This window comes from Paenibacillus sp. FSL M7-0134, from assembly GCF_038007865.1.
Lineage (GTDB): Bacteria > Bacillota > Bacilli > Paenibacillales > Paenibacillaceae > Paenibacillus > Paenibacillus polymyxa_B.
This window is the reverse complement of sequence record NZ_JBBOXV010000001.1, coordinates 2,360,114-2,375,476: the sequence shown is the minus strand read 5'-3', so window position 1 is coordinate 2,375,476 and position 15,363 is coordinate 2,360,114. Positions and strand designations below refer to the sequence as shown.

Annotated in this window: 12 protein-coding genes; 2 read left to right on the top strand and 10 right to left on the bottom strand. The window is 46.7% G+C overall.

Annotated elements, in window-relative coordinates; translation table 11 throughout:
• Positions 1–14: 14 nt before the first annotated feature.
• From NSQ58_RS10620 to moaA, 5 genes are all read right to left on the bottom strand, one after another.
• Positions 15–1,100 (bottom strand): thiazole biosynthesis adenylyltransferase ThiF, encoded by a 1,086-nt coding sequence (locus NSQ58_RS10620; protein WP_338532664.1) that lies wholly within the window; start codon positions 1,098–1,100, stop codon positions 15–17.
• Between the two features lie 62 nt (positions 1,101–1,162).
• Positions 1,163–1,894 carry a molybdenum cofactor biosynthesis protein MoaE gene (locus NSQ58_RS10615; protein WP_341057363.1) on the bottom strand — a complete coding sequence of 244 codons (732 nt, stop codon included), beginning with the start codon at positions 1,892–1,894 and terminating at the stop codon, positions 1,163–1,165.
• 55 nt (positions 1,895–1,949) lie between these two features.
• The gene (locus tag NSQ58_RS10610) at positions 1,950–2,198 is read right to left on the bottom strand and encodes a MoaD/ThiS family protein (RefSeq protein WP_028542528.1); all 249 of its coding nucleotides are present in this window, start codon (positions 2,196–2,198) and stop codon (positions 1,950–1,952) included.
• Positions 2,199–2,331: 133 nt separating this feature from the next.
• Entirely contained in the window at positions 2,332–3,144 is an 813-nt protein-coding gene (gene fdhD / locus NSQ58_RS10605; protein ID WP_023989569.1) for a formate dehydrogenase accessory sulfurtransferase FdhD, read from the bottom strand.
• Positions 3,145–3,184: 40 nt separating this feature from the next.
• On the bottom strand, positions 3,185–4,198 hold the full coding sequence (gene moaA, locus NSQ58_RS10600) for a GTP 3',8-cyclase MoaA (protein ID WP_341057360.1): 1,014 nt from the start codon (positions 4,196–4,198) through the stop codon (positions 3,185–3,187).
• Positions 4,199–4,838: 640 nt separating this feature from the next.
• Here moaA and fdhF point away from each other — a divergent pair.
• Positions 4,839–7,781: a formate dehydrogenase subunit alpha gene (gene fdhF, locus NSQ58_RS10595; protein WP_341057358.1), complete on the top strand. Its 2,943-nt coding sequence runs from the start codon at positions 4,839–4,841 to the stop codon at positions 7,779–7,781.
• 12 nt (positions 7,782–7,793) lie between these two features.
• On the top strand, positions 7,794–8,276 hold the full coding sequence (locus NSQ58_RS10590) for a DUF1641 domain-containing protein (RefSeq protein WP_023989572.1): 483 nt from the start codon (positions 7,794–7,796) through the stop codon (positions 8,274–8,276).
• An 82-nt stretch (positions 8,277–8,358) separates the two neighbouring features.
• Here the strand turns inward: NSQ58_RS10590 and NSQ58_RS10585 are convergent, their stop codons facing one another.
• From NSQ58_RS10585 to NSQ58_RS10565, 5 genes are all read right to left on the bottom strand, one after another.
• Positions 8,359–8,712 carry a hypothetical protein gene (locus tag NSQ58_RS10585; RefSeq protein WP_013311244.1) on the bottom strand — a complete coding sequence of 118 codons (354 nt, stop codon included), beginning with the start codon at positions 8,710–8,712 and terminating at the stop codon, positions 8,359–8,361.
• A gap of 140 nt (positions 8,713–8,852) precedes the next feature.
• Positions 8,853–9,854 carry a 2-keto-3-deoxygluconate transporter gene (gene kdgT / locus NSQ58_RS10580; protein ID WP_028542532.1) on the bottom strand — a complete coding sequence of 334 codons (1,002 nt, stop codon included), beginning with the start codon at positions 9,852–9,854 and terminating at the stop codon, positions 8,853–8,855.
• A 48-nt stretch (positions 9,855–9,902) separates the two neighbouring features.
• Positions 9,903–10,910: a tripartite tricarboxylate transporter substrate binding protein gene (locus tag NSQ58_RS10575; RefSeq protein WP_023989574.1), complete on the bottom strand. Its 1,008-nt coding sequence runs from the start codon at positions 10,908–10,910 to the stop codon at positions 9,903–9,905.
• Between the two features lie 129 nt (positions 10,911–11,039).
• Complete coding sequence (locus tag NSQ58_RS10570) at positions 11,040–13,481, bottom strand: AraC family transcriptional regulator (RefSeq protein ID WP_081047523.1); 2,442 nt, start codon at positions 13,479–13,481, stop codon at positions 11,040–11,042.
• Between the two features lie 206 nt (positions 13,482–13,687).
• Positions 13,688–15,352 carry a methyl-accepting chemotaxis protein gene (locus NSQ58_RS10565; protein ID WP_028542534.1) on the bottom strand — a complete coding sequence of 555 codons (1,665 nt, stop codon included), beginning with the start codon at positions 15,350–15,352 and terminating at the stop codon, positions 13,688–13,690.
• Positions 15,353–15,363 lie beyond the last annotated feature (11 nt).

The following is a 15,363-nucleotide window of genomic DNA, read 5'->3' as shown; positions in this document are numbered from 1 at the left end:
TCGAATCTATTGGGTCAACCCAAATATTTGTGATAAATCGATCTCGCCTCAGCGATGTCCTTCGTCCCATGAATTAAGACGCGTCCATCCTGAAAAAGAACGATTCGATGCGTTCCGATAACAACGGATACCAGGTATGGATTATGCTCCACCTTGCCCCCCTGACGGGATAACAAACGTGCCGCTTCATTCAGATCACGTACAGTACCCGGGGCCGGGCGGATTTGAACCGTATCTCGTCCGCACAAGACAGCCGTTTTAGCCTGATGCTCCGATTGTAAAAAAGGATACACAGGGTACTCACCACATGTTGGACAATCAGCTTTCTTCATGGCGCTGATTTGGATCGCCTGATGCTGATTGTTCCACAGATCGAAGGAAATCAGCTTACCCTGTAAGGCTGATTCGTTCCCGGTGAGCAGCTTCAATGCCTCGGCGCTTTGATAAGCCGCCACCATCTGTACAGCCGGGCTAATCACACCGACCGTATCACAGGTCGCACCGCCGAGCGGTACGGTTCCGAGCAGGCAATGCAGGCACGGTGTCTGCCCTGGCACAATGGTAAAGGTTGTCCCATAGCTGCCCACACACGCCCCGTAAATCCAAGGGATTCGATGCTTGACCGCATAATCGTTCATAAGCAGACGTGTATCGAAATTGTCGGTGGCATCTACGATGAGATCCACCCCTGCTGCGATATCGTCGATTTCATCTAGCGAGACGTCCCGGACTAGCGCACGAATGTCCACGTCCGAATTAATTTGCTGCAATCGCTTCTGCGCGGCCACTGCCTTGGGGATCTGATCACGGGCATCCGCTTCGTCATAGAGCTGTTGGCGCTGCAAATTGCTCCAATCTACATAATCACGGTCTACCAACGTCAGCCGTCCGATGCCCGCTCGCACCAGCATGTCAGCATTGGCAGTGCCCAGTGCGCCGGCCCCCACCATCAGCACGTGCTTACTACGGATATTTTGCTGGCCTGTCGGTCCAATTTTCGAGAATAATTCCTGTCTAGAATAACGGGCATGAGACGCATGCGCATGCGCATGTGCTTGTGCAGCAACTTCTATTTTCTGGATTTTGTCCATTTCTGACATCGTTGGTTTACCCTCCATACTTATCCATTGATAGCTACAAGTTGATCAGACAAGCTAAAAGCTCAGATGTCCTCACCCTTATTCGAAAGCTTTGGGGTATTTTGAGGATTCCAGCCACCCAGCTGATGCCCCTTCCATTCTGAGCCGTCCTCCCACACTTCCTTTTTCCAAATCGGTACGATTTGCTTTAACTGTTCAATGGCATGGCGGCTGGCTTCGTAGCAAGTATCGCGGTGTGCAGCAGAGACAGCAATCACCACACTCGTCTCTCCAATTCTGACCGTGCCAAGCCGATGTGTAATCGCAGTACGTGTAGAAGGCCAACGCTCTGCAATTTCGTCACCAATCTGCTTCATCGTGTTCATGGCCATCGGGACATACGCCTCATATTCAAGCAGCACCGTTCGCTGACCTTGCGTGAATTCCCGAGTCGTACCATTAAAGGTCAGCGAGGCGCCATGAGAAGGGTCGAGCACCTTTGAGGTTACTTCATCGGCATCAATCGGGTCGTACGTAATGGCAAATAAACCACATTTTGAAACGACCGTCTCCATCCCGGGTGCTGACTGATGAAGAGCAATTGCATCTGATGGAAGCACAAGTTCATCTGGAGAAGCCAGCTTTTTATGATGGGTAAAAAAAGAACCTGGCAGTTGTGAAGTCACTTCCGGGTACAGCTCATTCAGCCTTTTTCGAATGTCTGCCATGGTCACCGTTTCATGTGAAAGTTCTACCGTGATCACATCACTAAGTTGCTCCGCCATACCTGCGAATAGCTGAATACGGTATTGCATATGATCTGCCCCCTTGCACCTATTCTATCGAATTCATCTATCTATATAATAGAATTTACCCTCCTGAAACCGGAGGAATAATCGCAATCTCATCATATATACTCACGAGGTCCTCAGGAGCGGCGTAGGCTTGATTTCTGGCAACAAAAGAACCCTGCAACTGAGCTGCCGATTCAGGGAAACACTCGGATAGCAAGTCTTTTAACGCGGCAACGGTCATCGTTTCTTGCTCAGTAGGCACCATAATTATAGGCCCTCCCATCTGTTCCGCAAGTCCGGCAAATACTTGAATATGATAGTTCATTTAACATGCCCTCCTTTTCAGTACAGTGAATGTCCACCACATATGTACCAAGAAAAACCAACATGAATGAATACCCCGAAAGGTTTTATTCCATGCTGGTTAACTATGACGGTGTACATTGTAGATTTTTATATTATATTTTAGATTCGACCAGTTCATCAATCCGTTCAGTATGCGTATACACATTCAGAGAACGACTGCGTATAAAGCCGACGGTCGTAATCCCCAGATCCTCAGCCAACTCAAGTGCAAGCTCTGTAGGAGCTGACTTGGACAAAACAACTTCACAGCCAATCTTCGCAACCTTCAACAAAATTTCAGACGAAATGCGTCCGCTGAATACTATGATTTTGTCTTGTAATACAATATCATGTTTTAAGCAATGTCCATAGATTTTATCCAGCGCATTGTGTCGGCCGATATCTATTCTGGACAGGATCATCCCGTCTTTATCGCACAACGCTGCATTATGAACACCACCGGTCTGTTGGAACGTAAGTGCCGAGCTTTGCATTAAATTCATCAAGCGGAAGCAATCGTCAAAGGACAGCGTAACATGGGTGTCATTCATTCTTTTTGCCACTTTGGCATCATTCATAAAATAAAAGCCCTGTCTACTTTTTCCGCAGCAGGAGGTAATGTACCGTTTGGAATGAAAGTTTTGATAAAACTCATTCATTCGACGGGTTTTAATATGAACAAAACCTTCTTTTTCCTGAACCCAAATATCTTCGATATCATCGTACCGTTGAATGACGCCTTCAGAGGCCAAAAAACCTACCGCCATATCCTCCACATACTCCGGTGTACAAACCATGGTAGCAAATTCCTGCTGATTGATTTTGATGGTCACCGGATGCTCCGTCACCACAGTGTCTTCAAAACGCTTGATCTGACCGTCACGATAACGTAGAATCTCACGTTTTACCTCAGCTGGCTTTTCCATGTGCTCCACTCCCTTGTTTCTGACAGGCTGGCTCTTCGGCTCACCCGCCGATGTGTGACATTTCAATTTTAGATGTTGCTTGCTGTGTATGATTCAGCCGTTCCTCTGAATAGCGATCGGTACGTTCTCTCCAAACACGCTCAATGTAAGCTCTAATCTCGTCATCGGACTGTTCGGAACGCAGCATCGCGCGAAGCTTGTACCCTTGCGAGGCAAACAGGCACGTGTACAAGGAGCCTTCAGCAGAAATTCTCGCTCGTGTACATGTGGAGCAGAAGGCGTCCGTAACAGACGAAATAATGCCGATTTCCCCGTCTCTGTCCTGATACCTGTAGCGCGTCGCCACCTCACCTTTGTACTGGGGTGGGACAGGCTCTAACGGCATATGCTCGTGAATGGCTTCGATGATCTGCTGCTTGGAAACGACCTGATCCAATTTCCAGCCATTGGTGTTGCCTACATCCATAAACTCAACAAAACGTAAAATATGCTTTCTCTTTTGGAAATAATCGGCCATGGGAACAATATCCTGATCGTTAAAGCCCTTTTGCACGACCATATTTATTTTCACCTGCATCCCTACTTGAGCCGCAGCCTCAATACCATCCAGCACCGCCTTTACACTGCTTCTGCCCCCGTTCATTTGGCAGAACCGATCATCATCGAGCGAATCCAGACTAACCGTCACTCTCTTTAGTCCCGCCTCTCGCAGTGCTGCAGCATATTTAGGCAAAAATACGCCGTTTGTCGTCATTGCAATATCCTCAACCCCATCGAGTTGAGTTAACGAATGAATAAGCGAGGATAAATTTTTCCTCAGCAACGGCTCACCGCCAGTAATGCGCAGCTTCGTAACACCCAGCGAGACAAAAATACGGGAAAGGCGCGTAATTTCCCCAAAGGTCAATATTTTTTCTTTTGGCAAAAACGGATAGTCATGGCCAAATATTTCTTCCGGCATACAATATCGGCACCGAAAATTACATCGGTCTATGACGGATATTCTTAAGTCCCGTAACGGACGATTCCATTGATCGTCGCTCCGGTTCGCCATCCTGTTCACCTCAATCCGTCTTCATTAATAAAACTCTTTACACTCTAAATTGGGACGGTATTTCCATTCATTTTATACTGAACCAAAAAACCGGCATCACAACAACTTCTTCGCTTATGAATATCGAAGAATCTGCTAAATGCCGGTTAATTTATCTACATCAGGATTTTACGAATCCCACATCATGTGATATAGAAAAATCAAACTAACAAGCGCTGCGACAAATAAAATATACGCGATTCCCACGTACACTCCATTTACGATTGCTCTGAAATAGATTACATTCCTATTGTTAGCAATCCTGGAACGTTTGTCAATGATTTTTCGATTTCTCAGACGATAATCATTATCAATTAAAAAATTAATAATGTACCGTTGAACTATCTTAAATTTTACGTTATAGTTACACGAGATGACATGCAGAAAATGACATATCTAAGTTATTCAGAAGTTATTGATATACAGACGGTGCGTACTGTTTGTTATTAATACATATACAAATGGCGGATTGGCCTCCAGGACCTAGAGCTTGGTCACTACTCCACCATAAACACAAGTGCTGGAACACGAGCACTTGTGTTTATGGTGGAGTTTTTTTATTCCTAATTTTTAAATTTAAAATCTGAAAGGAGCCTGAACCGTGACTGATAGTGCGATCAAAATTACATTAAACGGACAGGAACTGAAAACGAAGAACAGCGCAACGATTCTTGAAGTGATTAACGAAAATAACATCGCCCATCCCCAGCTGTGTTACGTTCCCGAAGTCGATCCGATCCGTACCTGTGACACATGTATCGTGGAAGTGGACGGAAAACTTATGCGTTCCTGCTCGACACTGGCTTCCGATGGAATGAATATTCATTTACATTCGGATCGCGCGAAAGCAGCTCAAACCGAGGCTATGGACCGATTGCTGGAAAATCATCTCCTCTACTGCACAGTGTGCGATAACAACAACGGTAATTGCACTTTGCATAATACAGCAGAGCTAATGGAAATTGAACATCAAAAATATCCGTACCAACCGAAAGTTGACCCGACAGAAGTAGATATGTCTCATCCCTTCTATCGATATGACCCCAATCAATGTATTGCATGCGGCCAATGCGTAGAGGTATGCCAAAACCTTCAGGTCAATGAAACGCTGTCCCTCGACTGGGAAGCTGAACGCCCTCGCGTCATATGGGATGACAGGGTTGCGATTAACGATTCCTCCTGCGTCAGCTGCGGTCAGTGTGTAACCGTCTGCCCATGCAATGCCTTGATGGAGAAATCCATGCTGGGAGAAGCAGGCTTCATGAGTGGCATGAACAAGGATTTATTAAATCCGATGGTGGATTTAATAAAGGAAGTGGAGCCGGGCTATAGTGGGATTTTTGCTATTTCCGAAGCCGAAGCAGCGATGCGTGAAACCCGTACGAAAAAAACGAAAACCGTCTGTACGTTTTGCGGTGTAGGTTGCAGCTTTGAGGTTTGGACCAAAGGCCGCAAAATTTTGAAGGTACAACCTACCTCTGAGGGACCTGTTAACGGTATCTCGACATGCGTAAAAGGGAAATTTGGCTGGGATTTTGTGAACAGCGATCAGCGTCTGACCTCCCCTTTAATTCGTCAAGGGGACGAATTTGTGGAAGCTACCTGGGAAGAAGCCTTGAGCCTGATGGCCAGCAAAATGGGAGCTATTCAAGAAACTTACGGTGGCGAAGCACTCGGCTTTATTTCTTCGTCCAAATTTACCAATGAAGAAAACTATTTGATGCAGAAGTTGGCTCGTCAGGTCTTCCAAACGAATAACGTCGATAATTGCTCACGGTATTGCCAATCTCCTGCGTCATGGGGGCTGCAATACACCGGAGGCATCGGTGGGGACAGCGGTACGATTAAAGACATTGCCAAAGCAGGTTTGGTCATGCTGGTCGGTTGCGCGCCGGGAGAAGGACATCCAGTGCTGGCTACTCGTATCAAACGTGCGCATAAGCTGCACGGTCAAAAGTTTATCTCGGTCGACCTGCGCAAGCATGAAATGGCAGAACGCGCAGATCTGTTCATTCGTCCGAAGCAAGGTACTGATTATGTATGGTTATCCGCTGTAGCCAAATACATCATTGAGCAAAACTGGCATGATGCAAAATTCATTGAAGAGCATGTAAACTTCTATCCTGAATATTTGAAGTTGCTAGAGCGTTTCACCCTGGAATTTGCCGAACAGGAAACTGGTATTTCCAAAGAGACACTGATTGAGGTAGCGACTTTGATTCACGAAGCCGACGGCACTGCCATTTGTTGGGGCATGGGTGTGACGCAAAACATCGCAGGCTCTTACACTTCGATTGCAATTGCCAACCTGCTGCTGGTGACTGGAAACTTTATGCGTCCGGGTGCAGGCGCATATCCGCTTCGCGGACATAACAATGTTCAGGGTGCTGCCGATATGGGTACAATGCCGGATATTTTCCCGGGCTATCAGCCCGTGACGAACGATGTCGTTCGTGCCAAGTTCGAAGCGGCCTACGGCGTACAAATTCCAGGTCAACGCGGACTAGACAACATTCAGATGCTGGAAGCTATTGAAACAGGTAAGCTCAAAGCGATGTATATCGCTGGAGAAGAGATGGCATGGGTGGATGCTGACTCCAACCATACCCAAGAAATGCTGGCGAACTTGGATTTCCTTGTCGTTCAGGATGTATTTCTAAGCAAGACAGCTGAATTCGCTGACGTTATTTTGCCAGCCGTACCTTCACTCGAAAAAGACGGAACCTTTACGAACACCGAACGTCGTGTTCAGCGTTTATATGAAGCACTCCGCCCTATAGGAGACAGCAAACCAGATTGGTGGATTTTCAGCCAATTTGCCAAGCACATGGGATATGATTGGGATTACAGCCATCCAAGTGAAATTTTTGAAGAAATGGCGTCGCTCACTCCATTTTTCTCCCAATGTAATTATGACGTATTGGAAGGCTGGAACAGCTTCCACTGGGGATCGCCGGATGGTAGCAATACACCGTTGCTGCACACCAACGGCTTTAACTTTCCGGATAAAAAAGCGCGTTTGGGACTTTTCGAATATGTACCACCGAAAGAGTACCCCGTTGAATTCGATTTGACCTTAAATAATGGTCGACTGCTCGAACAGTTTCATGAAGGAAATATGACGACCAAATCAGCGGGTATTCAGCTCAAACTTCCAAAAGTATTTGTGGAAGTGTCACCTGAATTGGCTGAGGAGCGCGGAATCACTAATGGATCGCTGGTTCGATTGGAATCCCCTTATGGTGCGGTCAAACTACGCGTTCTGGTTACAGACCGCGTGCAGGGAACTGAAATTTATGTGCCAATGCACTCTACCAGCCATGATGGTGCGGTCAATCTGTTAACTGGTGGAGCGTTCGATGTGGTCACCCGTACACCGGCCTATAAACAAGCCAAAGTAAGGATGCAAATTTTGGAGGTAGACGGTCAAAATCCACTGCCACGTATCAATCCGCGTTACAAAAAACGTCATCCGCAAAATGGGGTTGAAGTGGACCGTAAGTGGAATCGTCCCGGTTACGTCGATTTGGTGGATCAAAAATAAGGAGGTCAAGCCGTGGCTAAGCCTATTTCAATTGTGAGAAAACGCGTTCTGACAGAAGAAGAACGGCAAAAACAATCGCTGGATCAGCTTACTGCTGATCTGGCGAACAATGGGGCGGCATTGCAGAAGACGCTTGAAATCGTACGCGAGCTACACGACAGTGGTCTTCTCGAAGCAGCTCAGTCTATGCTAAAAGCCAAAGAAAGCATCGCCAAAATCGCTGTAGGACAAGCGACGCGTAAGCCTGTGACAAACATCATCAATAATCTCATGGGAGCAGCAGGGATGCTGTCTGAGGTAGACCCCGAGCTGGTGAAAAAGCTGACAAATAGCGTTACTAATGGCCTGAACGAAGCCGAAGAACATCTAAAGCAGAATAAAAAGACTCGTCTGCGCGATCTTATGAAGGCGATGAATGATCCAGATGTAAACCGGGCAATGGGATTTGGTATTCATTTTCTCAAAGGAGTGGGAAAAAGTTTGTCTGATAAATAATTCATAGAGCGTGAAGATGGAAGACTAGTAACAACAGACAATAAAAAGAGCTGGCTCCGAAAACGGGGGCAGCTCTTTTTATTTATTTTTTATCCACCTGCAATAGCGTCACCGTTTTAAGAGAAACGGCATCTTTTATTTGCTCCTCTGCGATGACCTTGAGCTTAAGCAAACTGGCAATCTTCGACGTATCCGGCTTGGAAAACAAGCGCCATAGCTGCGGATCAGGCAGTGAATCATACAGCTTTGTATGATCGTATTCCTTGCGGTGCTGCTGTATAATCTTGACTCGGTAGTTGCCAATTTCCCAATCTGATACTTCCTGCTGTGCACAATGAGCGGTAATGTCATTACGCAAATCAGTCAGTTCACCTTCAATTTCTTTTTGCTTTTGCTTTAACTGGTAATAGCGACGTACCTTGTTTTCCAATCCCATCACGCTCCTCTGCTTACATATGTATGTTTGCAGAAGCGTTTTAGGACAAGTTTTGTAATGTTAGGATTGAAGGTATAACTGCAAAAGCATTTCCCGGGTAATGGAAAGGTCCATAAGTTGAGAGCATCATCATCCAAACTTTATTTAGGTATATTCGCCCCTGGATTTACAGGCCCCGCTTCTTGGGATTTCCCCTTACGCTTCATATAATTGGCCCAGTATGCCGTCAGAATAGGTACCAAAATCGAGGTCACAATGACCGAAGCAGCAACTAAGGCCGTTGCAGATTGCGCAACAGGCAGGAACTCAGGCTTGATATTGGCGACAATGACTGGATTGGCTACTGCTGCTCCTGCTGTACTAGAGGCTGCAATTCCTGCTGTACCGTTGCCACCACCGATATATTTGTCCGCCAAAATCAGTGGAATACCTGTAACGATAATTACAAAAATACCCAATAAGATACCAAGCATACCTGTCTGGACAATGACACTCAGGTCAATGGAACAACCAAGTGCAAAACCGAAAAATGGAATCAAAGCTTGCGTTGCGTTCCCAAAATATTTTCGGAAATCATGATCCAGATTGCCCAACATAAAGCCGACCAAAAATGGTAATACCGCCCCCACAAATGTCTGCGGTTCAAAAACGGCCAGCCCGGTGCTACCTAAAATAATCATGGTCACCAACGGACCCGATTCCAGTGACATCAGTACAAATGCTCCTGCCTCTTCCTTGGAGCCATACTGCTGCATAATGGAGGCGTATAACCCGCCGTTCGTCATATCCATAGCCGAGATCAGCGCCAGCACTGACAAACCTGCAAATAGTCCACTTTCTACACCACCAACAGGCAGCAATCTGGATGCAATGATCGCCACTACCCACGCGACCGCGATTTTAGTCAATACGAGCGTTCCTGATTTACGCAATACAGTACCCGTCGCTCGCACATCTATAGAAGCACCCATACAAAAAAACCACACTGCTAAAATGGGTACCGTACCTGTCATCAGCCCCTTGGTAAAAGATCCAAAATAGTCGCCTGCCCATGGAGTAAATGTATGAAAAAGTGCGCCAATAAACAGCGGCACCAGCATAATGCCCCCTGGAATTTTATCAATGTTTTGTTTGATTTTCATTACTTCGTTCAACCCTTTCGTTTTTGCCAATGCAAAAACAAGGCCGTATTACTTGCGGCTCAAGCCGAGCTCGGGAATCAGTCTTGCGAAGGTATCATGACTCTCCTTCAGTTGCTGCGCGAATGCCTCTGCATCCTGGACACGCAATCCCAACCCATGCTTACGCATTTCCTCCCTGAATTCCTCGTCTTTCGTCCCCTTGATCAGTGCATCCGTCAGCGTTTGAGCAACTTCATCCGGTGTATCCTTGGGTACAGCCAGCCCTCTCCAAGTGCCAATAAAATGTACACGCAGCCCAGTGGCTTGCTGTAGTGTCGGCACTTTTGGAAACGCTTCCGAAATAGTGTCTGCCTGGATCGCCAGTATGCGAAGTTTCCCTTCGTCCACGTATTTCTTCACTTCTGCGGGACTGACGGGTACAGCATCCACAAATCCGCTCATCAAAGCGGAGACGGCTGGGCCTGCTCCCTCATAAGGGATATGGGTAAAGCGGACTCCGCTTTTCTGCTCCAGCATTGCGGCAGCAAGGTGCCATATGCTCCCTGTGCCTGCATTCCCCATTTTGAGCTTGCCGGGATGGGCCCCAGCATCCTCCAGAAATGCCTCCGCTGTCTTCCATGGTGCATCCGCCCGGACCGTAATGGCGGAAGGGTCCATATTGGTTTGAAGCAGCGGCTTAAATCGCTCATAGGTGAGCGGTAGCAGTCCCAAATGAGGCAACGTAGTCAGCTCAGCGACCAGATACGTTACGGTATAACCGTCCGCCTGCGCCTCAGCCCCTTCCATCAGCCCGACAGAACCGCCTCCTCCCGTTCGATTAACGACGATTATCGGCTGACCGAGATGCTTTTCGGCGGCTTTCGCCAACGCTCTCGCGGTAATATCTGTACCGCCTCCAGCCGCATAAGGAACGACGAGTGTTATTGGCTTCGTAGGAAATATACGGCTGTGATCCTGCAGGGTGCGGTGATCCACATATTCACTGATACTCAAGGCAGAGAGCATAGCTACTCCCGCCGCAACCAGCACATATTTTTGCCATGGCTTTTTCTTCATTATGTTTCCTCTTCTCCAAAAATGAACTGGGCCCGTCATGCGCCCGTTTTCACCTCCAACGTTTTCGGTCTTGTTGTTTGCGTTTACATGAAGTCAATGTACCGCAACGTGGAGGGCTACAGCTATCGCTTAATCTTCGTATTTATCTTCTATTTCGCCAAAGTATCGGCCTTTTGACCGATCTGCATATTCATTGGAAGATTTGCTGATTTGTCTGAATTTCCCTGGGGTCACTTGTTTGTGCTTGCGGAATACCCGAATAAAGCTGTTCTCATTTCGGTATCCGACCTGTTCTGCAATTTCACCGATTTTCAAATGGGTTTCACATAGTAATGTGCATGCCTTTTTTACGCGTAATCCAGTCAAATAATCGTAAACGGTGGTCCCCGTTTCTTCCTTGAACATGCTGCTCACCGAGGACACGCTCATGTGAACATGATCCGCAATTTCCTGAAGCCCGATGTTCAAATGCAAATGATGTTCCATATATTCGATCATCTCTTGTACACGCACAAAATCTTTGGACTGAATGCGACCGTGCCATTTTTCTTCGATATCAGTCAACATAATGACCAGCAATACCTCAATGTCTTGAAGGTCTAGTGTCAGAATCTGATTCCAGTGGTAATCAGCAAGCTGATCCGGCGGCGTCACACTCTGAGTGGTACACCATTTTAGCAAATCTTCCAGCAATTCATGAACAAACAAGTAGACCTGGGCTGGGGATGTTCTGTGGAGTCGAAGTTCTTCTACCCAGTGGCTGATTAGCTTTACACTTGCACCAGGTTCCTGTGACTCCAGGGCACGAATCATTTCCACACGCCGATTGTCCAGCAATGTTGAATCCTGAATCTGCTCCTTTGACTGTTCATCCACTGTGTTATCCTTTTTCACACTTATGCTGCTGTCTATATTCGTATATGAACTTCCATACCCCTCATACAAACGCAAATTAAGGGCCTCTTTTCCTTTTAAAAAAGACGCCCGTGCCTCTTGAATATCCGTGACCATGTGACCAATCCCTATAGAAATAGTCAAAGGAAGATACTCACCGACAACCTGAATCAGCCTATCCACACTTTTCTGAAGCAAAATGCTCTCTTGGAGATCAGTCTCTGTACCAACTTCATTCGAACTCTCACTGAACTGTAACAGCACAATAAAACCACTTTCCTCCTCCGGCGAGCATACTGCTTTCCAGTGAGGTTCGAGCATCTCTAGCAAAATATTGTTCAGCGCATACTTGAGCAGCATTTTATCTTCTTCTGGAAAGCTTGCAGCCCACGCAGAATACCGGTCGATGGACACGATCATGACAAACAAAGAATGGCCGTCCCAATCAGAAAAATACTGTTCCCATTTCATACGCATTTCCTGTATGCCCATTCTACGCTGGATGACATCTTCCATATATTTGGAACGCAGCTCCGGCAGGCTTCGCTCTACCACCAATGATTTGCGGTGAAACTCTCCAACCAGTTTGCTAATCACAGGTTCCAGGTCATACAATCCTCCTTGGCGCGTTCCCTTATTGCCCGAATTTAATAGGCTATTAATTTTTTTCATGGGGCGAAAAGCTGCATAATTGTAATAGTAAACTGCTGAGCACCCAGCCAGTATGGAGATAAAGGCCAGCCACAGCATCATATTGCGCGCCAGCTTTACATTTTTCAGCAGCTTGTCCATCGGAACGAGCGATACTAGACGCCAGCCCGTTACATCTGAAAAGGTTTGGTTGGCCATATATTCCATGTCCCCTATCTCCACATAAGCATAGGGACTCACATCCAGTTCTTTCAAAATCCTGCCCATATCATTTAAGGGTAAGGACGATCTCAGCTTGGGATAGATTAACTCGCCCTCCAGATCATACACGTATTGTGAGTTGGATAAATGAATATAGAGTTTGGAGAAAAAACGGTCATAATCCAGATTGATTAGCACCGCACCCATGACCTGACCATCCTCTACTATGGGCCTGGCCAGCGAAAGCAGCTCTACTGTCCCCTGCTCACGATCGGTGCCGTACCATCGCCGCTTAATCAACAACGGCTTTTTTTGAATGTCCTGAATCCAGGGAACCCATGTGGTATCCGGTGCCTGCTTCCAATCAGGCCTGTAACCATAATTGCTGGATACGAGAGCATGATTGTCCAAAGAAATAACTTCAACCGAATAAATTTCTTCGTGCGAAGAAAGGGTTTTCAAGTATTTGTGAAGCCGATCTATGACGGAGGCCTTGTCTTCCAGCGATTTCCCGTCCGTTTGGACACGTACAAAAGCCTCTACATCCGGATGATAGGCTGCGTCCAGCGCCTTGTTATCAGACTCACGAAAAGCCCGATTGGTCACATCCAGATTGATTTGCAATAATTCTATATTGGGTGTGTTCAGCTCGGTATCCAAACCTTCACGGTATCCTGAATACGATAGCAAGCCGATCACGCTAATCACAAGCGACACGCACAGAGTAAGCAGTAGAATCAATCTTGTCTGTTTATTTTTCAGTATCAATCGAAGCTTAAGTCGCAGCATTCCCGTAACTTCATCCTTCCGGACTTCGTTGTCCATCTTCCTCTGACCCATATAATGGTGACATATTCTCCCTATTACTATTTGACGCAAGAGTCGGAATTCCCTGCCTATGTAATTCAAACTTAATATAAGGAACAACATTCATATAAAAAAGAAGAGGTCTCCCTGTACAAGGTAGAACTTCTTCTTTGGCACTGCTTGTATTCATTATTCAGCAAAAACAGATACTTGCTTCACAGGTTTTAGCTTGTCTTTTCCACCTGAAAACGATCTAGCTCCCGCTGCATTTCCTCGCGAATCTGACGAAGCTCTTTTACCTTCTCAGCCGATTCCTCAAATGAACGCTTCTGCTCTACCGTGGAAGCCGTAATCTCTTCACTGCCTGCGGCGGATTGCTGAGTGATTGCGCTGATATTTTCGATAGCTTGCTGTACCTGTACGCTCAGTTCTCGCGATACATTCATGTCCGTTGATAACTTGCTGACTTGGCCGGCAATTTGCTGCACTTTGCCACTAATCTCTGTAAACGATTCTCCGGTTGAGGAGGTTGCCTTCTCCTGCTCACGGAACAGCTCCTGACTTTGCGCCACAGAAGTCTTCACCTTATCCATAGCCTGCGTGATACTGTCAACAGCAGTATAAATTTTCTTTACAGCAGACTCTGATTGATTCGCCAGCTTTTTCACTTCATTGGCAACAACAGCAAAACCTTTTCCTGCTTCACCTGCACGTGCAGCTTCAATAGAAGCATTCAAGGACAACAGCGATGTTTGGCTGGCAATTTCGGATACGTATCCAGTCATGGTTGTAATCTCGGCTGCATTAGCCTCCAGCTCCTTGACCGTCTGCTCCACTTCGGACATGGCTGAACGATTTTCTGCAACAATACGCAGTTGATCGCTCATGACCCGCGTACCCTGCTCAATGACACGCAAAGCATCCTCACTATACGCGGTCGATTGTGTGGTTTCCAGTAGATTCGATTCAAACTTCTGCTGCATCTCGTCCACAACGCCAACTGTCGACGACAGATCCTCAGCAATTTTCTGACTGCCTATTGCCAGTTCCTCTGTTGACGTGCTGACTTGTGTCACAATTTCCTTCATGGCCTCATTATGCTGATCAATATCCCGAGCCATCAGATCGACACGATTACCCGCCTGATCAATGGAGAGTACAATGCTGCGCAAGTTCCCGATCATCACCCGGAAAGATTCATTGAGCTCGTCCAGCTCATCGCGTCCCTTGGTTTGGGCAAGCTGCACTGTCAGATTTCCCTCAGCAATTTGCTTTGCGGCATCCGTTAATTTGCGTGTTCTAAGGGCAAGCTGCCTGGATGTATATGTATTATATAGCCCAACCGCCACCAGAAGTATAACTGCACCTGCCAAGGCCAATTGCCATGTAAAACGAATGCTCTTGGTCAAATCTTCTGTGTATTGGTCATAACGTGCCTTGGTCAGCAGATCCAGCATAAATACATCGTTCTGAATCCCTTGGGCACGCATGGCCTCCCGCTTGGACTCCGGGCTGTTTTGGGTACTCATGGCTTTCTCCGTTGCTACTTTCAATTGGCTGAATTTTGTTTTAATCGTATTCAGTCGCTTTTGCTGCGCTTCGGTTTGCAACATGCCCTGTGAAAGCAAAGCAATCGTCTTTTCAGACTGAGTCAGTTGATTTTGCACATCGGCTTTGTTGCTCTCCGTCATGGAAGCTGAATAATTTTGCAGTGCCTGCCCTGACTGAATCAAATAGGCATTGAGCTGCTGTACATTCAACATAGCCGGAACCAGATTACTACTTTGCGAGTTAATACGAATTAATTCAAAAATGATATAAGCCACTAAAGCCAGGCAAGCGATCAAGGAAATCATCGCGTTCAGCACCAGTTTACCTTGCAGTTTCATCAGCTTTCATC